The following is a 21,249-nucleotide window of genomic DNA, read 5'->3' as shown; positions in this document are numbered from 1 at the left end:
GCGCGCACGATGCGCGCGAGTTTGTTGTACGTACACGGACGTGCGTTCAACGAACCCCGGCATGGCCTCGCGAACTGCCGCAGGCGGCGCGGCATCCGGGGCGCATTCTCTTTGGTTCCTTTCTCTTGTGCGAGCAAGAGAAAGGAACCCGCGCGCCGGACGCGCGCGGAAAGGCGAAGGGACGCGGTTGGGAAGAACCCAAAGCCAAAGCAAGAACTGGATTCCCGCCTTCGCGGGAATGACGGGCAAAGGTATACTCGATGCGCAACGTGACATGGGGCGCGACGTGCAAGACAGCGTGACCGGCTTGATCCAGGCGGCGAACGGCGGCGACGCCGATGCGCTGCGCCGGCTGTTCGCGCGCGTCTACGACGAACTCAAGCGCCTTGCGCGCATCCAGCTCGCCAAGGCCGGCGGCCAGACCCTGAACACGACCGGCCTCGTCCACGAGGCGTATCTGAAGCTCGCCCAGCCGGGCGAGCGCGGGCTGCAGGATAGCGAACATTTCTTCTCGCTGGCCGCGCGCGCGATGCGCCAGATCGTGATCGACCGCGCACGCGCGCAGGTGACCGCGAAGCGCGGCGGCGCGCAGCGCGAAGTCGTGGACTTCGACGCCGCGTTCGATGTGGCCGGCGGCGATCTCGGGCCAGAAGCGCTGCTGCGCCTCAACGAGGCGCTCGACCGTTTCGCCAGCGACGAACCGCGCCTGGCGCAACTGGTCGAACTGCGTTTCTTCGCCGGCCTCGAACTCGAGCAGATCGCCGTGTTGCAGCAGGTCAGCGAACGCACGCTCAACCGCGACTGGCGGCGCGCGAAGGTACGGTTGTATCTGGCATTGGGTTCCTGAAACCGTTGCGCATACCGATGCCCGACCCGGAGCGCCTGCAACGACTGTTCGACGCGGCACTCGATCTGCCTGCGGATGAACGCGCCGCCTTCGTCGCGCGCGAGTGCGGCGAGGATGCGCCGCTGCGCGCCGAACTCGAACGCTGGCTCGCGGCCGACGCGACGCTTGATGCCTTTCTCGAAACGCCGCCGGGCCTCGTCGCGCAAGCGCGCGCGGAGAACGCGGTGGACGAAGCACCGGGCCATTTCGGTCCATGGCGCGTGCTGCGCTCGCTCGGCGCCGGCGGCATGGGCGAGGTGTGGCTGGCCGAACGCGCCGACGGCGAGTACGAGCAGCGCGCGGCGATCAAGCAGGTGGCGTATCCGACGCCGGGCCTGTTGCAGCGGTTCCGTCAGGAGCGGCAGATCCTTGCCCGGCTCGAACACCCGCATATCGCCCGCCTGATCGATGGCGGCGTCGATGCGCGCGGCGCGCCGTACTTCGCGATGGAGTACGTCGAGGGCGTGACCATCACCGCGTTCGCGCGCGGGCTCGACGTGCGCGCGACGCTGGAGCTGTTCCTCGAAGTGTGCGCGGCGGTGCGCTTCGCCCACCAGAACCTCGTCGTGCACCGCGACCTGAAACCCTCGAACATCCTCGTCGGCGCGGACGGCGCGCCCAAGCTGCTCGACTTCGGCATCGCCAAGATGCTCGCGGCGACGGATGCTGCGGACGCCGCGACCGCCACCGGCCTGCGCCTGATGACGCCCGACTATGCCGCGCCCGAGCAGTTCCGCGGCGAGGCGGTGACGACGGCGACCGATGTCTACGCGCTCGGCGTCGTGCTCCACGAACTGCTCGCCGGCGTGCGCCCGCAGGCGCGCGCGGGCGAGGGCGCGCCTGCGCTGCCGCACGACGATGCGCCGCCGCCGAGCGCGGCGGTTGCGGCTTCCTCAGCCGACGCGCATGCGCGCCGGCGCGCGCTGCGCGGCGACCTCGACCGCATCGTGCTCACCGCGATCGCGCGCGAGCCGCAGCGGCGCTATGCGTCAATCGACGCGTTCGCGGCGGACATCCGCAACCATCTCGACGGCAGGCCGGTGGCGGCGGTCGGCCGCAGCCGCTGGTACAGCCTGCGCAAGTTCGTCGCGCGCAACCGGGTCGCCGTCGTCGCCGCGGCGATCGCATTGTGCGCGCTGATCGGCGGCTTCAGCGTTGCGCTCATGCAGGCGCAGCGCGCGAGTGCGGCCGCCGAACGCGCCGAGCGCGGCAACGATTTCCTCATCCGCATGATCGGCAACGCCGATCCGTACTACGGCGGCAAGCCGCCGTTGCTGGTCGACGCGCTCGACCGCTCGGTCGCCGAAATCCCGCAGCGCCTCGCCGGCCAGCCGCTGCTCGAAGCCGACATCCGTCGCGCGATCGGCCAGGCCTACGCGGTGCTCAATCGCAACGACGCGGCGCGGACGCAGCTCGATCTCGCGGCCGGCCTGCGCGCGGGCGAGGGCGGCAACGAGTACGCGCAGATTCTGCAATCGCAGGCCTATCTCGAATGGCAGCTCGGTCGTTACGACAAGGCCGAGGCGCTCTACCGCGACGCGCTCGCGCAATGCGGCGCGGGCGAACGCGGCCGCCGGCAGTGCTCCGAAGTGCTCAACGACCGCGCCGGATTGCTCAACGACATCGGCCGCTACGACGAAGCGCTGCGCGATGCGAACGAGGCGCTGCGGCTCAAGGAAAGCCTGATCGGCGTCCTGCCGCGCGACCACGCGATCAATCTGTCGAATATCGGCAACGCGCTCGACGGTCTCGGCCGCTACGACGAAGCGTACGCGGCCTACCTGCGTGCATTGCGCGAGTTCGAAGCGATCGCGCCGCCGCCCGAGCTCGACATCGCCATCCTGCTCAACAATCTCGCCTACCTGCAGGACGAAATGGGCCGCCACGACGAGGCGGTGAAGTCGCAGGAACGCGCGATCGCGCTGAACCGCAAGGTGCTCGGCGTCGACCAGGGGCTGACGATCAAGCTCGGCAATCTCGCCCGGCAGTACAGCCGCCTCGGCCGCCACGACGAGGCAAAGGCGGCGATGGCCGAAGCGCTGCAGCTGGCGCCGCAGACGTTCGATGCTCACGACCAGAAACTCGGCACCGTGCACGCGACGGCGGCCGCGGTCGCGCTCGCGCGCGGCGACGCGCGCGAGGCGGTCGCGCAGGCGCAGGCGGCGCTGGCGATCTACGCACGCGCCAGCGCGCTCGAACCCGGCCGGCGCGAGAAGGCGCAGGCCACGCTCGATGCGGCGTTGCAGCTGGCCGCGAAGACGCCGGGCGGGTAGCCGCGGCCGGGGCAGGGAATCCTTCGCATTCGCGCCACCGCGTCCGCGATATACTCGGCCGATCCAAACGGACAACCGGGGAGACGGACATGGGCGGCATGGTTGCACTGGTTCTGGTGATCCTGATTTTCGTCGCGGTCTCGAAGACGATCCGCATCGTGCCGCAGGGCTTCGAGTGGACCAAGGAGACGTTCGGCCGCTACACCTCGACGATGGAGCCCGGTCTGCACATCCTCGTGCCGATCTATCACAGTGTCGGGCGCAAGATGAACATGATGGAGCAGGTGCTCGACGTGCCTTCGCAGGACGTCATCACCAAGGACAACGCGGTGGTGCGCGTCGACGGCGTCGTGTTCTACCAGGTGCTCGACGCGGCCAAGGCGGCGTACGAGGTCGCCAATCTCAACCAGGCCGTGCTCAACCTCATCATGACCAACATCCGTACGGTGCTCGGCTCGATGGATCTCGACGAGTCGCTGTCCAAGCGCGACGAGATCAACGCCCGCCTGCTGAAAGTCGTCGATGAGGCCACGCATCCGTGGGGCGTGAAGTGCAACCGCATCGAGATCAAGGACATCCAGCCGCCGCAGAACCTGATCGACTCGATGGCGCGGCAGATGAAGGCCGAGCGCGAGAAGCGCGCGAACATCCTCGAGGCCGAGGGCCTGCGCCAGTCGGCGATCCTCAAGGCCGAGGGCGAGAAGCAGGCCGCGATCCTCGCCGCCGAAGGCAAGCGCGAGGCCGCGTTCCGCGAGGCCGAGGCGCGCGAGCGCTCGGCGCAGGCCGAGGCGAAGGCGACCGAGATGGTCTCGCAGTCGATCCGCGCCGGCGACATCAACGCGATCAATTATTTCGTCGCGACCAAGTACGTCGACGCGCTGCGCGCGATGGTCGGCGCGCCGAACCAGAAGATCATGCTGCTGCCGATGGAGGCGACCGGCGTGCTCGGTTCGCTCGCCGGCATCGCGGAGCTGGCCAAGACCAGCATCGAGACGCAGCTGGCAGCGAAGCCAGTGCCCAAGCCGGGTTCGCGCGACGGACAAGTTTGATTTTTCCTTCTCCCACCGGGGGAAGGTGGCGCGAAGCGCCGGATGAGGGTCCGGGTTCGATTCGCCGCTGCGGAAACTGCGGACCCTCACCCGTCGCGCCGCGCGCGCCGACCTCTCCCGGTGGGAGAGGTGAAGAATAGGAAAAAGATGCCATGCATTACGGCTGGTGGATACTCGCCCTCGTCCTGATCGGCGCCGAGCTGCTGGCGCCGGGTTATTTCCTGATCTGGATCGGCTTCGCCGCGGCGGCGCTCGGTGTCGTTACGTTCTTCGTGCCGGGGATTTCGTTTCTCGCGCAAGCCGTATTGTTCGCCGTGCTCGCGCTGATCAGTTGCTTCGTCTACTGGCGTTTCGTGCGCAAGGCCATCGACGAGACCAGCGACCAGCCGCTGCTCAACCGCCGTGCCGAACAGTTCGTCGGCAAGCGCTACACGCTCGACACCGCGATCGTCGGCGGTCGCGGCAAGGTGCGCATCGGCGATTCGCCGTGGCTGGCCGAAGGGCCCGATCTGCCGGCCGGCGCGGAAGTGGAAGTGGTCGGCGTCGACGGATCGATTTTGCGGGTCCGTCGAAGCGACGACGGCTGAGACGAGGCGTCATTGCGGCGGCTTCCGTTCGCCGCGCCATGCCGATAGCATGCGTTTTTTCTTCGCGAGACAAGCCATGAAACTCGTGTTCTCCGGCATTGCGTTCGCCGTCGCGGCGAATGCCGCCGTCGCCGGGCCGCATCCGTTCGGTATCCACGACCTGGTCATGCTCGATCGCGTCAGCGATCCGCAGATCTCCCCCGACGGCAAGCGCGCTGCGTATCAGGTGCGCGAGACCGATTACGAGAAGAACAAGGGCAAGAACGGCATCTGGCTGATCGACCTCGGCAATCCGAAGGCGCAGGCCGCACGGCTGACCGATACGACGGTCAACGCGACCGCCCCGCGCTGGTCGGCGGACGGCGCCGCCGTGTACTACCAGGACAAGGGCCAGGTCTGGCGCCTGCCCGCGGGCGGCAAGGGCGCGGCAGTGCAGGTGACGAATCTCGCCGTCGACGTGAACGCCTACAAGCTCTCGCCCGATGGCAAGCATGTGCTGCTGTCGATCGATATGTATCCGGATTGCGGGAAGGAAAGCGATGCCATCGCATGCACCAAGCAACGTCTCGACGACAAGGAAAAAGCCAAAGCCACCGGCCGCGTCTACGACAAGCTGTTCGTCCGCCACTGGGACACGTGGGCGGACGGACGCCGCTCGCAATGGTTCGTCGCGGCGATCGGCGCAGACGGAAAGATCGATATGCCGCATCTCGTCACGCAAGGCATCGACGGCGACGTTCCGTCCAAGCCGTTCGGCGGCGACGACGAATTCGAGTTCTCGCCCGACGGCAAGACGGTGTACTTCAGCGTGCGCATCGCCGGCAACAGCGAGCCATGGTCGACGAACTTCGACATCTATTCGGTGCCGGCGGACGCATCGGCGGCGCCGAAGAACCTGACCGGAGCGAACAAGGCCTGGGACACCTCGCCCGTGCCGTCGGCCGACGGCAGGACGCTGTATTACCTCGCGATGAAGCGCCCCACTTTCGAAGCAGATCGCTTCGGCATCATGGCGATGGATCTCGCCAGCGGCGCGACGCGCGAGATCGATCCGCAGTGGGACCGCTCGGCCGGCAGCCTGAAACTTTCCGACGACGGGAAAACCTTGTACGCGACCGCCGACGACAACGGCGAGCATCCGCTGTTCGCGATCGACGTCGCCACAGGCAACGCGGCGAAGCTGGCGGGCGAGGGCTCGATCCACGAATACAGCGTGCGCGGCAACGACATCGTGTTCTCGCGCACGACGCTGAAGACGCCGGCCGATCTGTTCCGCATTGGTGCGAAGGGCGGCAAGGCTGTCGAGCTGACGAACCAGAATTCGACCCGGATGGCCTTCGTCGAAACCGGCGCGTTCGAGCCGTTCACGTTCAAGGGCGCGAACGGCGACAGCGTGCAGGGCTACATGGTCAAGCCGGTCGGCTTCGACAAGTCGAAGAAATATCCGGTCGCGTTCCTGATCCACGGCGGTCCGCAGGGCGCGTTCGGCAACGACTGGAGCTATCGTTGGAATCCGCAGACTTATGCGGGGCAGGGCTTCGCCGTCGTCATGGTCAACTTCCACGGTTCGACTGGCTACGGTCAGGCTTTCACCGACTCGATCTCGGGCGACTGGGGCGGCAAGCCGCTCGAAGACCTGCAGAAGGGTTGGGTCGCGGCGCTGGAAAAGTATACTTTTCTCGATGGCGACCGCGCTTGCGCGCTCGGCGCGTCCTACGGCGGCTACATGATTTACTGGATCGCCGGCAAGTGGAACCAGCCGTGGAAGTGCCTCGTCGACCACGACGGCGTGTTCGACAACCGCATGATGGGCTACTCGACCGAAGAACTTTGGTTCTCGGAATGGGAGAACAAGGGCACGCCGTGGGAGAAACCGGACAACTACGAGAAGTTCAATCCGGTGAACTACGTGAAGGACTGGCGTGCGCCGATGCTCGTGGTCCACAGCGAGCAGGACTTCCGCATCCCGGTCGAACAGGGCATCGCCGCGTTCACTGCTTTGCAGCGGCGCGGCATTCCGAGCGAGCTGCTGACGTTCCCGGACGAAAACCATTGGGTGCTCAAGCCGCAGAACAGCGTGCTCTGGCACGATACGGTGAATGCGTGGCTCAAGCGCTGGACGGCGCAGTAGTATTCGCTTTCCTTCTCCCACCGGGAGAAGGTGGCGCGGCAGCGCCGGATGAGGGAAAGGCGCTGCGTTCTTTCATGCGTCTTCGTTCGTTGTGCGGCTCTTCCCTCATCCCCCCTTCGGGCACCTTCTCCCGGTGGGAGAAGGGAAGAGAAGGTCAATACGGGGACAGGTTGTGAGTGCAATCGAAACGATTTCGGAAAGCCGCTGCTTCGGCGGCATGCAGGGTTTTTACCGGCATGAGTCGACTGCCTGCAACGGCGCGATGCGCTTCGCTGTGTTCGTGCCGCCGCAGGCTGCACAGGGAAACGTTCCGGTGCTGTATTACCTGTCGGGCCTCACCTGCACCGAAGAAAACTTTACGGTCAAGGCCGGCGCGCAGCGCGTCGCCGCAGAACTCGGCTTGATGCTCGTCGTGCCCGACACGAGTCCGCGCAATACTGGCATCGCCGGTGAGGCCGACGACGAGCACTTCGGCGCGGGCGCGGGCTTCTATCTCGACGCGACGCAGGCGCCATGGTCGCGGCATTTCAACATGTACAGCTATGTGACGCAGGAGCTGCCGGCGCTGATCGGCGCAAACTTCGCGGCCGACCTGCGGCGCGAAGGCATCTTCGGTCATTCGATGGGCGGCCACGGCGCGCTGACGATCGCGTTGAAGAATCCGTCGCGCTATAGCTCGCTATCCGCGTTCGCGCCGATCTCGGCGCCGATGCGCGCGGAATGGCCGCAGCGCGCGTTCGCGCGTTATCTCGGCGAGGATCGGGAAACATGGAAACCGTACGATGCGACCGAACTGCTGAAGCAGCAGACGTTTCCAGGCACGATCCTCGTCGATCAGGGCGACGCCGATCCGCTGATCGGCGGCCTGCGGCCCGACCTGCTCGAAGAAGCGTGCAAGGCCGCGCGCCAGCCGCTCAGCCTGCGCATGCAGCGCGGCTACAATCACAACTACTTTTTCGTCTCGACGTTCGTCGAGGATCACCTGCGTCATCACGCTGCGGCGCTGGCTTCCTAGCTCGTCATTTCCGCCAGGAGCACGCGGGAATGACGAACAAAAAAGCAAATTCGCACGGAACGTCGAAGGGTGTTTGAAGCTCTACGCTACGATTCGGACAAACGCCCGCCGAGCGCGGTCAGCAGGCTCTGCGCCGCGCCGATGCGCTCGGCCGCGCCGGGCAGTTCCATGCGGATCCTGAGTCTGTCTTGGCCGTCTAGCGAGTAGGTTTTCGGCTGCTTCTGGATCAACCCGATCATGCGCATCGGATCGACGTTCGGCTGCGGCTTGAACAGCACGCGGCCGCCGCGTTCGCCGAGTTCGAGCTTGCGGATGCCCATCGCCGTCGCCGCGAGCTTCAGCGCCGCCGCGACGAACAGGTGCTTGACCGGATCGGGCAGCAGGCCGAAGCGGTCGATCATCTCGATCTGCAATTCGCGCAGCGCGTGTGCGTCGCGCGCGCTGGCGATGCGCTTGTACAGGGTCAGGCGCGCGTGCACGTCGGGCAGGTAGTCGTCGGGGATCAGCGCGGGCACGTGCAGTTCGATCTCGGCATCGTGCTCGTTGACGAGGTCGAAGTCCGGCACCTTGCCCGACTTGAGCGCGCGCACCGCGCGTTCGAGCAGTTCGGAGTAGAGCGAGAAGCCGACCGCTTCGATCTGGCCGGACTGTTCCTCGCCGAGCAGTTCGCCCGCGCCGCGAATCTCGAGGTCGTGCGTGGCGAGCGTGAAGCCGGCGCCGAGTTCCTCGAGCGAGGCGATCGCCTCGAGGCGCTTCTCCGCGTCGGCCGTGATGCTGCGCTTGTCCGGCACGATCAGGTAGGCGTAGGCGCGGTGGTGCGAGCGGCCGACGCGGCCGCGCAACTGGTGCAGCTGCGACAGGCCGAAGCGGTCGGCGCGGTTGATCAGGATCGTGTTCGCGCTCGGCACGTCGATGCCCGATTCGATGATCGTCGTGCACACGAGCACGTTGAAGCGCTGGCGGTAGAAGTCGAGCATGACCTGTTCGAGCTCGCGCTCGGGCATCTGGCCGTGGGCGATGCGCAGGCGCGCCTCGGGGATCAGTTCGCCGAGTTCGCGCGCGGTTTTCGCTATCGTCTCGACCTCGTTGTGCAGAAAGTACACCTGGCCGCCGCGCGCAAGCTCGCGCTGGAACGCCTCCTTGATCGTCGCCGTGTCCCACGGCGCGAGGAAGGTCTTCACCGCGAGGCGGTGCGACGGCGGCGTGGCGATGATCGACAGGTCGCGCAGGCCGCTCATCGACATGTTGAGCGTGCGCGGAATCGGCGTTGCGGTCAGGGTGAGCAGGTCGACCTCGGCGCGCAGCTTCTTGAGCTGCTCTTTCTGGCGCACGCCGAAACGCTGCTCTTCGTCGACGATGACGAGGCCGAGATCCTTGAACCGGATGTCGGGCTGGAGCAGGCGATGGGTGCCGATCATCACGTCGATCTGGCCGTTCTCGAGCTTTTTCAGCGCCTCGGCGATTTCGGCCTTCGACTTGAAGCGCGAGATCACTTCCACGCGCACCGGCCAGTCGGCGTAGCGGTCGCGGAAATTCTGGTAGTGCTGCTGCGCGAGCAACGTGGTCGGCGCGAGCATCGCCACCTGCTTGCCCGAAGTCGCGGCGACGAAGGCGGCGCGCAGCGCGACTTCGGTCTTGCCGAAGCCGACGTCGCCGCAGACGACGCGGTCCATCGATTTCGCCGAGGCGAGATCGGCGATTACGGCTTCGATCGCGCGCAGCTGGTCCGGCGTTTCCTCGAACGGGAACGCGGCGGCGAACTGCTCGTAGAGGTTGCGGTCGTAGACGAAGGCGGTGCCGCCGCGCGCTTCGCGCTGCGCGTACAACGCGAGCAGTTCGGCGGCGACGTCGCGCACCTTCTGCGCGGCCTTGCGCTTGGCCTTTTCCCAGGCCTCGCCGCCGAGCGCGTGCAGCGGCGCCAGCTCCGGCGCCGCGCCCGAGTAGCGCGAAACCAGGTGCAGCTGCGCGACCGGTACGTAGAGCTTGTCGCCCTTGGCGTACTCGATGCTGAGGAATTCGCCGCCGGCGCCGCCGACGTCGAGCTTGAGCAGGCCCTGGTAGCGGCCGACGCCGTGGTCGGCGTGCACGATCGGCGCGCCGATCGTGAGCTCGGAGAGATCGCGCAGGATCGCCTCGGGCTCGCGCACCGCATGCCTGCGCCGGCGCGTCGCGCGCGCGCGTTCGCCGTAGAGCTGGCGGTCGGTGAGGACGGTGAGCGCGGGCTCGGTCAGGGCGAAGCCGTCGTCGAGCGCGGCGACGGTGATGGCGAAGCGCGGTTCTTCTAGCCTCTCTCCCACCGGGTCGAAGTCGGCGACAGCCGACTGAGGGTGAGGCAGGATGCCGAACGGGGCGTGGGTTGGGGTGAGGGAAAGGCCTTGCAAAGTATCCGGCGATGTTCGATCCCTACGAGGCTTTTCCCTCATCCGCCCTTCGGGCACCTTCTCCCGGTGGGAGAAGGGAAGAAAAAACTCGCGCCACGAAGCGACGACTTGCGGCCGCAGGTCCATTCCGGCGAGTTGCTCGACTAAAGCCTCGCGCCGTCCCGGCGAATCGGCGGCGATCAGCACGCGGCCCGGATACGCGTCGAGAAAACGTTTGAGTTCCTGCGCGAGTTCCTCGCCGCGCTGATTGAGCGGCACGTTCGGCGCGGGCTGGGTGCCGAGATCGGCCGCGTGCGCGTTCGCTCCCTTGGCGACGACCTCGACGCGCAGCGTGCGGTTGAGGCGCTCGCGCAATTCCTGCGGCGGCAGGTACAACTCGGCGACCGGCAGGATCGGCCGTTCGATGTCGTGCGCGCGGCTGTCGTAGCGGGTCAGCGCCTGTTGCCAGAACGTCTCGACCGCGTCGAGCGCCTGCTCGGTGAGCACGAACACGGCGTCCTCGCGCAGATAGTCGAACAGCGTTTCGGTGCGCTCGAAGAACAGCGGCAGGTAGTACTCGATGCCGGCCGGCGTGGTGCCTTCCTTGATGTCCTGGTAGATCGGGCAGTGGCGTGGGTCGATCGGGAAGCGTTCGCGCAGCGTGTTGCGGAACGCCTTCACCGACTCTTCGGTCAGCGGGAACTCGCGCGCGGGAAGAAGGCTGACCTCGTCGACCTTGTGCGCCGAGCGCTGCGTTTCCGGATCGAACGTGCGGATCGATTCGATCTCGCGGTCGAACAGTTCGATGCGGTACGGCTCGTTCGCGCCCATCGGGAAGATGTCGAGCAGCGCGCCGCGCACGGCGAAGTCGCCCGGCTCGAGCACCTGCGGCACGTTGCGATAGCCGGCCGCTTCGAGGCGGCGCTGTTCGGCCGCGAGATCGAGCTGCTGGCGCCGCGCCAGCACGAGGCTCGATCCGCCGATGAAGTTGCGAGGCGCGAGGCGCTGCATCAGGGTCGACGCCGGCACGAGGAGCACGCCGCGCCGGGTCGCCGGCAGGCGATACAGCGCCGAGATGCGCTGCGAGACGATTTCCGGATGCGGCGCGAACAGGTCGTAGGGCAGCGTTTCCCAGTCGGGGAAATGCAGCACGTCGACCGTGTCGCCGGCGAGCGCGCGCAGGTCGGTTTCGAGCGTGTGCGCCGCGTGCGTGTCGCGCGTCACCGCGACGACCATGCCGGCATGCGCGCGCGCGGCCGCGGCGATCGCGAGGGCGAGCGAACTGCCGTGCGGCGCGTTCCAGAAACGGCGCTGCTTGGGATCGTGCGGAAGCGGGGGATGGAGCAGCAGGGATTCGGACATGCTCTTGTTCGCAGGCGCGGCCGCGGAGAGCCGCTTCATGATCGTCGCGCTCGGGGACGGGCGCGCGCAAACAAAACACCGCCACCGAAACGTTCGTCACGTTCGGCGGAGCGCGAATTGTACCGCGACGACCCTGTCGGCCGCTTATTCGAACAGCAGGTGCTGGCGCACCGGCGCGAAGCTGCGCCGATGCTGCGCGCAGGGCCCGAGGCGTTCGAGCGCGGCGCGATGCGCGGCGGTGGGATAGCCTTTATGGATCGCGAAGCCGTAGCCGGGGTGCAGCGCGTCGAGTTCGCGCATGAGCGCGTCGCGCGCCACCTTGGCGAGGATCGACGCGGCGCCGATCACGGGCTCGAGCGCGTCGCCGTCGACGATCGCCTTGCCCGCGCAGGGCAGATCGCGCGGCAGCTTGTTGCCGTCGATCAGGGCAAGCCGGGGCCGAAGCGTCAGTGCGCGCAGCGCGCGCGACATGCCGACGAGACTGGCGTGCAGGATGTTGAGCGCGTCGATCTCGGCGACGCCGACCTCGACCACGCTCCACGCGAGCGCATGCGCGCGGATCTCGACGGCGAGTTTTTCCCGGCGCGCGGGGCTCAGGGTTTTCGAATCGGCCACGCCGGCGATCGGCCGCTGCGGATCGAGAATCACCGCGGCGACGACGACAGGCCCGGCGAGCGGACCGCGGCCGGCTTCGTCGACGCCGGCGATCCACGCTTCGTCCCTCATTCGTGCAGCGCTCCCAACTGGTAGAAGACGTAATTCTGATAGGAATCGAGCACATCATTCTTCTTGCAGTTCAAATAAAAGCCGTCGCAGCGCTCGCGCATCAGTGCATTGGCCTGGAAGAACGCGTCCTTCCTGATGCCGGCAATGTCGAGGATCAGCGACGGCATGAAGCTCAGGTCCATCTCGCGCTCACCGTACTGGCGCGCGGGTTTGTAGTTGGTCTTGAGCATGTAGTAGGTGATGAAGTTCGGGTCGCCGTCGGCGGGTGGCAGGTTCTTGTCGAGTGCGCGCATCGCGCCGTCGAACGAGGGTTGATGGTCGCCGAAGTGGAACAGCAGCAGCGGGCGGTCGGCGTCGAGCAGTTTTTTCTCGAGCGCGGTCATCGCGATGTCCGAGCCTTCGAGGCGCTGCAGATAATTGCCCAGATTGAGGTTCATCCATTCGTCGAGCGCCTTTGGCACGAATTTGCCGGGGAACAGCGGCTTGTCGTAGGGTGCAGGAAGCTTCTTCAGCGGCGTCATGTGCGGTCCGTGCTGGCGCAGGGTCAGCATCATCACGAACAACGGTTGCTTGCCGTAGATCTGCTTTTCCTTGTCGTAGATCTGGCTGAACACCTGGAACAGGTCGTTGTCGGAGGATTCCCACGACAGGCCGTAGTCCTGGCCGTCGTAGAACGCGTCGAAGCCGTAGTCCTTGTAGGCGTTGCGCGCATTGATGAAGTCGCCCGACATCGGATAGACCGCGATCGCGCGATAGCCGGCCTCGTGCAGCAAGCGCGGCAGGGTGAAGTTGACGCGCGGTGCGAGGTTGTACGGCGCGTAGAGTCCCGCGTCGCCGAAGCTCTGGTGGTTGAGGCCGGTCATCAGCGCGAACTCGCTGGTCCAGGTACCGCCGCCCCAGACGTGCACGGTGAGCAACCCGTGCGCGCGCGTGCGGCCGTCGGACACGAACATCCTGCGCTGGCAGACGTCGGCGCGCGTGCAGGCCTTGAGCATCGTCGGGTCGTAGGTGCTTTCCTCGAGCACGGCGACGATGTCGGGATGCGCCTGCGCGTCCTTCGCGTCGGACTTGCACGACGACGGTGCGCAGGCGGGCGGATTGTCGGCGGCGTCCTCGCTCCAGGTCAGCCCGTTTTCTTCGTCCGCGACGAACGGCGGTATCACGACCTCGGTCTGGTAGAACGAGGTGACGAAATCGGTGAGGTAGCTCTTGTCGTTCATCGCCTGCCACATGCCCTTCTCGAACACGGCGGCGAACGGTCCGCGCGGCCAGAGAACGAGCGCGAGCACGGCGAGGATGGCGAGCGCCGCGACGACGCGCACATGGCGTTGTCGCGGTTGCGGCAAGGCGACGAGAAAGCGTGGAGGATCGCAGCGCCATGCCAGCGCGAGCAGCGTAGGTATCGCGATCGCGGCGGCGACGACCGCGGCCAGGATCGGCGGATAGCGCAGGGCCACGTCGAGCAGATCGCGATTGACGAAGTAGACGAGATCCGGCGCCATCAACGGCGTCGTCAGGTAGTGGAACTTCATGACGCTCGCGATCAGCAGGCCGCCGAAGATCAGCGTCGGCAGCGCGAGCGCGAACGTCCAGCGCCGCGTCAGCACGGCGACCAGCGCGACGAAGGCGAGGATCAGCGTCGCGGAAAACGCGCGTTCGGTCCAGGTCGCTTCGCACAGCGAGCCGAACGCGATCAGGGCGACGAAAGCCGCGAAGACGAGGAAGAAAAGCAGCTTGCTCCGGCGCGGGAGCGAGGCGAATGCGCGGATCGCGGTGGGGGCGGGTGTCGGCACCGCGCAACGTTACGGGCAGCGCCGCCGGGCGTCAACGGAACGCCGTGCTGCGGCGCGGTGGCGGTGAGAAAAAGTTCAGGCTCTCGAGTTGCGCTCAGTCTTTTGCCGCGATTCCCACCGTCGCGGAAACGACGAGTCTATGGTCCGTCCAGGAGTTCGGCCACCGCCAAGGCGGCATCGTGCCCGGCGTTGCCGCGCAGCGATTCGTGCAGGCGCACGAATTTGTCCAGCAGGTCGGCAGGCAACGCGCGTGTACGCAGCATCGGCGCGAGCGCGGCGGCGAGCGCCTGCGGCGTGCAATCGTCCTGCATCAATTCGGGCACGATGGTGCGGCCGGCGAGGATGTTCGGCAGCGAGTAGACGGACGTCTTCAGCATGCCCAGCGTCTTCACGATGCGGTAGGTGGAACGCGCGATGCGATAGGCGACGACCATCGGCCGTTTCGCCAGCATCGCCTCGAGCGCGGCGGTGCCCGAGGCGAGGAGGACGGCGTCGGCGGCGAGCAGGCAGAGATGGGATGCGTGATTCGCGATTCGCGATTCGTTTGCCGTGCCCGACTCGGATGCCGGTGGACTTGCGGGCGGAAGAATGCGAATCCATTCCGGATGGTTTCGGAGCGGTTGCTGCGAATCCCGGATTAAATCGCGAATCGCTTGCCCGCAAGCGGCATTCGCCGCCGGAATCACGACGTGCAGATCGGCAAACTCCTCGCGCAGCAACGTCGCCGCACCGAAGAAATCGCGACCGAGCCGCGCGATTTCGCCGAGGCGGCTGCCGGGCAGCACGGCGAGCACGCGCGCATCTTCGGACAGGCCGAGCGCGTGCCGTGCAGCAAGCTTGTCGGGGTGCAGCGGGAATGCGTCGGCGAGTGGATGGCCGACGAAGCGCGCATCGATGCGGTGGCGGGCGTAGATCTGCGGCTCCATCGGAAACAAGCAGAGCATGCGGTCGGCGCTGCGGCCGATCTTTTCCGCGCGGTTTTCGCGCCAGGCCCAGATCGAGGGACTGACGTAGTGCGCGGTGCGGATACCGGTGCGTTTGAGCTTTTTTTCCAGCCCGAGATTGAAGTCGGGCGCGTCGATGCCGATGAAGACGTCGGGACGTTCCCGCAGCGCGCGGCGGTAGACGTCGCGACGCAGTGCGAGCAGCGATGGCAGATGCTTGAGCACTTCGACCAGGCCCATCACCGACAGACGTTCGAGCGGATGCCAGATCTCCATGCCGGCCTCGCGCATGCGCGCCCCGCCGATGCCGGCGAAGCGTGCGTTGGGAAAAAGCTGTTTCAAGCCTGCGATCAAATCGGCGCCAAGCAGATCGCCTGAGGCTTCGCCGGCGACGAGGATGAAGAATGGAGATCGAACTTCGGGCATCGGCGGACTTTGCTTTCCTTCTCCCGGCGGGAGAAGGTGGCGCGGCAGCGCCGGATGAGGGAAGGGCGCATCAGTTTGTTCGGGAAAGCGTATTTTGCAACGGCTTTCCCTCATCCGCCCCTTCGGGGCACCTTCTCCCGCCGGGAGAAGGGAAGATAAGCTTACCGCGCCAGCGGTCGCTGCCCGCGCTCGATGAAGTCGAGCATCATGCGCACGTCGGGCTCGGACTCGGCCGCGGCGGCGAGCGCAGCGCGGGCTTCCTCGAGCGGCGATTTCGACACGTACAACGCGCGGTAGGCGCGCTTGATCGCGGCGATGCGCTCGGCGGTGAAACCGCGGCGCCTGAGGCCTTCGGCATTGATGCCGCGCGGACGACCGTAGTCGGCGGCCATCATCACGAACGGCGGTACGTCGCCGTTGACCATGCAATTCATGCCGACGAACGCGTGCGCGCCGATGCGGCAGAACTGGTGCACGCCGGCGAAGCCGGAGAGGATCGCGTAATCGCCGACCTCGACGTGGCCGGCGAGCGTGGCGTTGTTGGAAAACACGGTGTGATTGCCGACCAGGCAGTCGTGCGCGATGTGCACGTAGGCCATGATCCAGTTGCAGTCGCCGATGCGGGTGACGCCGCCGCCGTCGCCGGTGCCGCGGTTGATCGTGACGAACTCGCGGATCAGGTTGTCGTCGCCGATGACGAGCTCGCCGTGCTCGCCGTGGTATTTCTTGTCCTGCGGATCGCCGCCGACCGAGGCGAACGAGGCGATGCGGTTGTTGCGGCCGATGCGCGTCGGACCCTGCACGACGGTGTGCGGCGCGATCCGCGTGCCGTCGCCGATTTTGACGTCGGCACCGATCACGCTGTAGGCGCCAACGCCGACGCCGGCACCGAGCTTCGCAGCCGGATCGATTTGCGCGGTGGGGTGGATCATCAGTCCGTTTTCTCCGCGCACATCATCTCGGCTTCCGCGACGGGTCTGCCGTCGACCGAGGCGCGGCCGTGGAAGATCGCCACGCGGCGGATCATGCGCTTGAGCTCGATGTCGAACGTGAGCTGGTCGCCCGGCTTGACGATCCGGGTGAACTTGGCTTTGTCGATCTTGGCGAGGAAGTAAAGCGGATGCGTGCCGGGCGCATAGTGCGAGGACAGGTACACGAGCACGCCCGAGGCCTGCGCGAGCGCCTCGATGACCAGCACGCCCGGCATCACCGGATAGCCGGGGAAATGGCCTTGGAAGAACGGCTCGTTGATCGTCACGTTCTTGACCGCGGTCAGCGACTTGCCCACTTCGAACGCGAGTACGCGATCGACGAGCAGGAACGGGTAGCGATGCGGGAGTATCTTTGCGATGTCCCACGCTTCGATCGGTACGGTCGGCGTTTGGTTCATTGTGCTGCGTCCTTCTTTTCCAGCGTCTGCACGCGTCGGTTCAATTCATCGAGATGCTTGAAGCGCGCGGCATTGCGACGCCAGCTGCGATTATCCTGGATCGGAGTGCCCGAGGAATACTCCCCGGGCTCGTGGATCGAATGGGTGACGAGTGCCATGGAGGTAATCGTCACTCCGTCGGTGATTTCGAGATGGCCGAGCACACCGGCGCCGCCGCCGATCTGGCAGCCGCGGCCGATCTTCGCGCTGCCCGCCACGGCCGAGCAACCGGCCATCGCGGTGTGCGCGCCGATGCGCACGTTGTGGGCGATCTGGATCTGGTTGTCGAGACGCACGTCTTCTTCCAGGACGGTATCGTCGAGCGCGCCGCGGTCGATCGTCGTGTTCGCGCCGATCTCGCAGTCGTCGCCGACGACCACGCCGCCGAGCTGCGGCACCTTGATCCAGTGGTCCGCGTCGCAGGCGAGGCCGAAGCCGTCCGCGCCGAGCACCGCGCCCGGATGTACGAGCACGCGCTTGCCCAGACGCACTCGCGCGACGAGGGTGACGCGCGCGACGAGGCGGGACTGCGCGCCGACATGGCAATCGTGTCCGACATGGCAGTGCGGGCCGAGCACGGCGCCGTCGTCGATGGCCGCGCCGGCTTCGACGACACAGAACGGGCCGACGCTCGCGCTCGCGGCGATGCGCGCATCGGGCGCGACGATGGCGCTGGGATGGATGCCCGGCGCGCTCGCCGGAAGGCGTTCGAACAGCGCGGCGATTTTCGCGTAGGCGACGTAAGGGTCTTTCGCGACCAGCGCGGCGCGCGGGAAATGCTCGGCGTCGTCGGCGCGCAGGATCGCCGCGGCGGCGCGCGTGGTCGCCAGTTCGCCGCGGTAGCGCGGATTGGCGAGAAAGACGAGCTGCGATTCGTCCGCTGCCGCCAGCGTCGCCACGCCGTCGATGCGCACGTCGCCGTGGCCGCGCAGATCCAACGTGAAGCGCTTGGCGAGGTTCGCCAATGTGTAGCTCGCCTGCGTTCCGCTCACGGCCTGGCGCCGCCTGCGTTGAGTGCTTTCAGGCGCTGCAGCACCGCGTCGGTGATATCCATGCGCGCGCTCGCATAGAGCACCGCCTGGCTGCCTACGACCATGTCGTAGCCCTGCGTGCGCGCGTACTCGATCGCGGTGTCGTTGATCAGGCGCAGGTTGCGGTTGACTTCTTCGGCGCCACGGTTGTTGTATTCCGCGCGGACCTCGTCGCGGCGACGCTTGTTGTCGCGCTCGGTCGCCTCGATCTCGCGCTTCAGGGTCTCGGCATTTTCGCGGGTCATGATCGCGCTGTCGCGCTCGTAGCGCTGCCTGAGCGCGGTGAGCTTGGCGTCGTCCGCGTCGATCTGCGCGTTCTGCGCGGCGAATTCGCGCGCCAGCCGAGCCTTGGATTCGAGGAACTGGGGGGCCGCATCGATCAAGCGCTTGACGTCGACGTAACCGATGTGCGGCCCGGGGATTTGTACTTGGGCGGGAGCCTGCGCGCGGACTGCGGCATAGGCGGACAGGATCAGCGCCGCGATCAATGCGCACTTGCCGCAAAGTCCGATCGAACCGCCAGGTTGAATCACGCGTCGGGCTCTCCGCTAGCAAGCCGGTCCCGCGGACGAAGCGCGACGGGGCCGGCGGTGTCGATGCCCAATCTTAACCCGATCGCATGCCCCGCGTCGCGCCGCGTGCGAGGGGCGGGGGTGGATCAGAACGTGCCGCCGAAGTTGAACTGCAGCGCCTCGGAGATGTCGCCCGGCTTCTTGATGATCGGCTGGCCGAGGTTGATCACGATCGGGCCGACCGGCGCCTGCCAGTGCAGCGACAAGCCGGTGGACGCGCGCATGCCGTCGGGGCCGGTCCACGCGAAGTCGTTGAAGTTCTTGTAGACGTTGCCCACGTCGACATACCAGGACAGGCGCGTGGAGGTATCGTCCTTGATGAACGGCAGCGGGATGACGAGTTCGGCCGAACCCGTCGTCTTGAACGCGCCGCCGAGGGGGCAGTAGTTGGTGGTGCTGCCGGAGGTGTAGCAATACGAACTCGCCGAGCGTGTCGCGCTCGAACCGAGCGTGTTGTCGCGGAAGTTGCGCACGTCGGAGACGCCGCCGGCGTAATAGTTGGCGAAGAACGGCAGGCCGAGATCGGAGTATTTGCCGAAGGCTTCGCCGTAGCCGATGTTGACCGTACCCTCGAAGACGAAACCGTGCGTGATCGGAAAATACTGCTGGTAGCGGTAGTTGACGCGCCAGTATTCCACGGTCGAGCCGGGCAGCGCGACTTCGACGCCGAGCGACTGCACCGAACCATGGGTCGGGTTGAAGAACTTGTTGCGCGTGTCGTGCGTCCAGCCTGCCGAAAAGCTCAATTGGTGGAAGGTGTAGTGGCCGACCGCATTGAGGTAGTCGATGATCTCGGCCGGCGAGTAGTAGCTTCGATAGGTCGTGTAGTTGCCGTTGGCATCGGTCTGGAAGATGTAGTTGCCGTTGGAATCCAGAATGTAGTTGCCGTTCGCGTCCTTGGCGTACAGGTAGACGTCGCTGTACGTGCGGATCTTGGTCTTGCTCGCGCCGAGGGAGGCGCTGACCGAGTCGCTTTCGCCGATCGGTATGGTGGTGTTGACCGAGAACGAGGCGGTGTCGTTGGTGTAGTTGGCGATGTTCGCGTCGCCGTAGTCGCTCTTGGTGTAACGCGTCGAGTAGCCCAGGCCGATGCCGCTGTCGGTCAGATAGGGCTGGAAGTAATTGACGCCGTAAGAAGTCTGGTAATAACTCTTCGAAGCGCTGACGCCGGCCGAATCGCCGGAACCGAGGAAGTTGTTCTCCGACACCGACACCGAAAGAATCAGCTTTTCGAGCTGCGAATAGCCGACGCCGAAGGTGAAGCTGCCGGAGTTGGTCTCCTCGACCTTGACCTTGACGTCGATCTGGTCGTCGGTGCCCGGCACGCGCGGCGTGGTGATCTCGACCTTCTTGAAGTAGCCCAGGCGCTGCAGGCGCACCTTGGAGCGGTCGATCGCCGCCTGCGAGTACCAGGCGCCTTCGAGCTGGCGCATTTCGCGGCGCATGACCTCGTCCTCGGTGCGGCCGTTGCCGGCGAACTCGATGCGGCGCACGTACACGCGCTTGCCCGGGTTGACGAAGAAGTTGATGCCGACGGTGAGTTTTTCCTTGTCCGGCGTCGGGATCGGCGTGACCTGGGCGAAGGCGTAGCCGATGTTGGCCAGCACCGCCGTCATCTGTTCCGAGGCCTTCTGCACCTTCTGCCTCGAGAACACGTCTCCGGGCTTGAAGTCGATGAACTTGCGCATTTCCTCCTCGCTGACGACGAGGGTGCCGGTGAGTTGCACGTCGGAAATCTTGTAGACCTGGCCCTCGGTCATCGACGCGGTCAGGTACATCGCGCGCTTGTCCGGGCTGATCGACACTTCGGTCGAGTCGAGGCTGTAGTCGAGGTAGCCGCGGTCGAGGTAGAACGATTGCAGTTTTTCGAGGTCGCCGGTGAGCTTCTCGCGCGAATACTGGTCGTCCTTGGAATACCACGAAGTCCAGTTGCTCGTGTCGGACTCGAAGTCGCTGCGGATCTCGCCGGCCGGATAGGTCTTGTTGCCGACCATTTCGATGCTCTTGATCTTGGCGACCTTGCCTTCGGCGATGACGATCGACAGCTCGACGCGGTTGCGGTCGAGGTTGATCACGGTCGGCTTGATCGTGACGTTGTACTTGCCGCGGTTGTAGTACTGGCGCGTCAGTTCCTGGGTCACGCGGTCGAGCGAGAGGCGATCGAACGGCTCGCCCTCGGCGAGACCGATGTCCTTCAAGCCCTTGAGCAGGTCCTCTTCCTTGAGGTCCTTGTTGCCCTTGAGCTGGATCTTCGAGATCGCCGGGCGCTCTTTCACCGTGATGACGAGGATGTTGCCCTGGCGGCCGAGCTGGACGTCGGTGAAGAAACCGGTCTTGTACAGCGCGCGCACGGCCTGCTGGGCGCGCTCGGTGGTCACGGTGTCGCCCTTTTCGACCGGCAGGTAGGTGAACACGGTGCCGGCGGCAATGCGTTGCAGGCCGTCGATGCGGATGTCGGAGGCGGTGAAAGGATCGATGGCGTGTGCCTTGGCGGCGAGGCAGGCAAGCAGAACAAGGGCGGCGATACGCTTCATCGTCACTTCCGGGGGCGAAAATCAGTCAAACGACAAGTTTAGTGGAAAAGCGGGTCGATCGGGGCGAAAACGGCGGGCTCGTGCGCCGGATCGCCGCCGGCCTGACCGGCCGGCCACGCCCGCCGAAGCGC

Annotated in this window: 15 protein-coding genes; 6 read left to right on the top strand and 9 right to left on the bottom strand. The window is 66.2% G+C overall.

From position 1 onward, the window contains the following. Positions 1 to 238: 238 nt before the first annotated feature. The 6 genes from QM741_RS03260 to fghA all read left to right on the top strand — a co-directional run bounded on the left by QM741_RS03260 (position 239) and on the right by fghA (position 7,941). The gene (locus tag QM741_RS03260; RefSeq protein ID WP_415206304.1) at positions 239 to 847 is read left to right on the top strand and encodes an ECF-type sigma factor; all 609 of its coding nucleotides are present in this window, start codon (positions 239 to 241) and stop codon (positions 845 to 847) included. A gap of 17 nt (positions 848 to 864) precedes the next feature. Further along, a complete protein-coding gene (locus tag QM741_RS03255) occupies positions 865 to 3,159 on the top strand; it encodes a protein kinase domain-containing protein (protein WP_415206303.1) in 2,295 nt (764 codons plus the stop codon). Positions 3,160 to 3,248: 89 nt separating this feature from the next. Beyond that, positions 3,249 to 4,208: an SPFH domain-containing protein gene (locus QM741_RS03250; RefSeq protein ID WP_415206302.1), complete on the top strand. Its 960-nt coding sequence runs from the start codon at positions 3,249 to 3,251 to the stop codon at positions 4,206 to 4,208. Between the two features lie 152 nt (positions 4,209 to 4,360). Beyond that, entirely contained in the window at positions 4,361 to 4,795 is a 435-nt protein-coding gene (locus tag QM741_RS03245) for an NfeD family protein (RefSeq protein WP_415206301.1), read from the top strand. 76 nt (positions 4,796 to 4,871) lie between these two features. Next, positions 4,872 to 6,926, top strand: a complete 2,055-nt coding sequence (locus tag QM741_RS03240; RefSeq protein WP_415206300.1) for a prolyl oligopeptidase family serine peptidase — start codon at positions 4,872 to 4,874, stop codon at positions 6,924 to 6,926. 172 nt (positions 6,927 to 7,098) lie between these two features. Continuing rightward, entirely contained in the window at positions 7,099 to 7,941 is an 843-nt protein-coding gene (gene fghA, locus QM741_RS03235; protein WP_415206299.1) for an S-formylglutathione hydrolase, read from the top strand. Between the two features lie 86 nt (positions 7,942 to 8,027). On the opposite strand, the gene mfd is transcribed toward fghA, so the two are convergent. The 9 genes from mfd to bamA all read right to left on the bottom strand — a co-directional run bounded on the left by mfd (position 8,028) and on the right by bamA (position 21,118). Then, the gene (gene mfd / locus QM741_RS03230) at positions 8,028 to 11,663 is read right to left on the bottom strand and encodes a transcription-repair coupling factor (RefSeq protein WP_415206298.1); all 3,636 of its coding nucleotides are present in this window, start codon (positions 11,661 to 11,663) and stop codon (positions 8,028 to 8,030) included. A gap of 144 nt (positions 11,664 to 11,807) precedes the next feature. After that, on the bottom strand, positions 11,808 to 12,389 hold the full coding sequence (gene rnhB, locus QM741_RS03225) for a ribonuclease HII (protein WP_415206297.1): 582 nt from the start codon (positions 12,387 to 12,389) through the stop codon (positions 11,808 to 11,810). Further along, positions 12,386 to 14,182, bottom strand: coding sequence for a sulfatase-like hydrolase/transferase (locus QM741_RS03220; protein ID WP_415206296.1), 1,797 nt, complete (start codon positions 14,180 to 14,182; stop codon positions 12,386 to 12,388). The genes rnhB and QM741_RS03220 overlap by 4 nt, the downstream gene beginning before the upstream one ends. Before the next feature lie 137 nt (positions 14,183 to 14,319). After that, the gene (gene lpxB / locus QM741_RS03215) at positions 14,320 to 15,666 is read right to left on the bottom strand and encodes a lipid-A-disaccharide synthase (RefSeq protein ID WP_415206295.1); all 1,347 of its coding nucleotides are present in this window, start codon (positions 15,664 to 15,666) and stop codon (positions 14,320 to 14,322) included. A 47-nt stretch (positions 15,667 to 15,713) separates the two neighbouring features. Then, a complete protein-coding gene (lpxA, locus tag QM741_RS03210) occupies positions 15,714 to 16,484 on the bottom strand; it encodes an acyl-ACP--UDP-N-acetylglucosamine O-acyltransferase (RefSeq protein ID WP_415206294.1) in 771 nt (256 codons plus the stop codon). Beyond that, positions 16,484 to 16,942 (bottom strand): 3-hydroxyacyl-ACP dehydratase FabZ, encoded by a 459-nt coding sequence (gene fabZ, locus QM741_RS03205; RefSeq protein WP_415206293.1) that lies wholly within the window; start codon positions 16,940 to 16,942, stop codon positions 16,484 to 16,486. The genes lpxA and fabZ overlap by 1 nt, the downstream gene beginning before the upstream one ends. Further along, the gene (gene lpxD / locus QM741_RS03200) at positions 16,939 to 17,973 is read right to left on the bottom strand and encodes a UDP-3-O-(3-hydroxymyristoyl)glucosamine N-acyltransferase (protein WP_415206292.1); all 1,035 of its coding nucleotides are present in this window, start codon (positions 17,971 to 17,973) and stop codon (positions 16,939 to 16,941) included. Before lpxD ends, fabZ begins: the two co-directional genes overlap by 4 nt. Then, the gene (locus QM741_RS03195) at positions 17,970 to 18,545 is read right to left on the bottom strand and encodes an OmpH family outer membrane protein (RefSeq protein WP_415206291.1); all 576 of its coding nucleotides are present in this window, start codon (positions 18,543 to 18,545) and stop codon (positions 17,970 to 17,972) included. The genes lpxD and QM741_RS03195 overlap by 4 nt, the downstream gene beginning before the upstream one ends. Before the next feature lie 125 nt (positions 18,546 to 18,670). Then, entirely contained in the window at positions 18,671 to 21,118 is a 2,448-nt protein-coding gene (gene bamA, locus QM741_RS03190; protein ID WP_415206290.1) for an outer membrane protein assembly factor BamA, read from the bottom strand. Between the last annotated feature and the right edge of the window lie 131 nt (positions 21,119 to 21,249).

The organism is Rudaea sp. (assembly GCF_047601565.1).
Lineage (GTDB): Bacteria > Pseudomonadota > Gammaproteobacteria > Xanthomonadales > Rhodanobacteraceae > Rudaea.
Note: the sequence above shows the minus strand (reverse complement) of the source record. Positions and strands in the feature narration are given on the sequence as shown.

Bases quoted from the DNA above. Each gene is read 5' to 3' on its own strand.
- QM741_RS03240 (WP_415206300.1), top strand. From the start codon at position 4,872: ATGAAACTCGTGTTCTCCGGCATTGCGTTCGCCGTCGCGGCGAATGCC.
- lpxA (WP_415206294.1), bottom strand. From the start codon at position 16,484: ATGATCCACCCCACCGCGCAAATCGATCCGGCTGCGAAGCTCGGTGCC.
- bamA (WP_415206290.1), bottom strand. From the start codon at position 21,118: ATGAAGCGTATCGCCGCCCTTGTTCTGCTTGCCTGCCTCGCCGCCAAG.
- QM741_RS03245 (WP_415206301.1), top strand. From the start codon at position 4,361: ATGCATTACGGCTGGTGGATACTCGCCCTCGTCCTGATCGGCGCCGAG.
- QM741_RS03260 (WP_415206304.1), top strand. From the start codon at position 239: ATGACGGGCAAAGGTATACTCGATGCGCAACGTGACATGGGGCGCGAC.
- fabZ (WP_415206293.1), bottom strand. From the start codon at position 16,942: ATGAACCAAACGCCGACCGTACCGATCGAAGCGTGGGACATCGCAAAG.
- QM741_RS03250 (WP_415206302.1), top strand. From the start codon at position 3,249: ATGGGCGGCATGGTTGCACTGGTTCTGGTGATCCTGATTTTCGTCGCG.
- lpxB (WP_415206295.1), bottom strand. From the start codon at position 15,666: ATGAGGGAAAGCCGTTGCAAAATACGCTTTCCCGAACAAACTGATGCG.
- mfd (WP_415206298.1), bottom strand. From the start codon at position 11,663: ATGTCCGAATCCCTGCTGCTCCATCCCCCGCTTCCGCACGATCCCAAG.
- QM741_RS03255 (WP_415206303.1), top strand. From the start codon at position 865: ATGCCCGACCCGGAGCGCCTGCAACGACTGTTCGACGCGGCACTCGAT.
- rnhB (WP_415206297.1), bottom strand. From the start codon at position 12,389: ATGAGGGACGAAGCGTGGATCGCCGGCGTCGACGAAGCCGGCCGCGGT.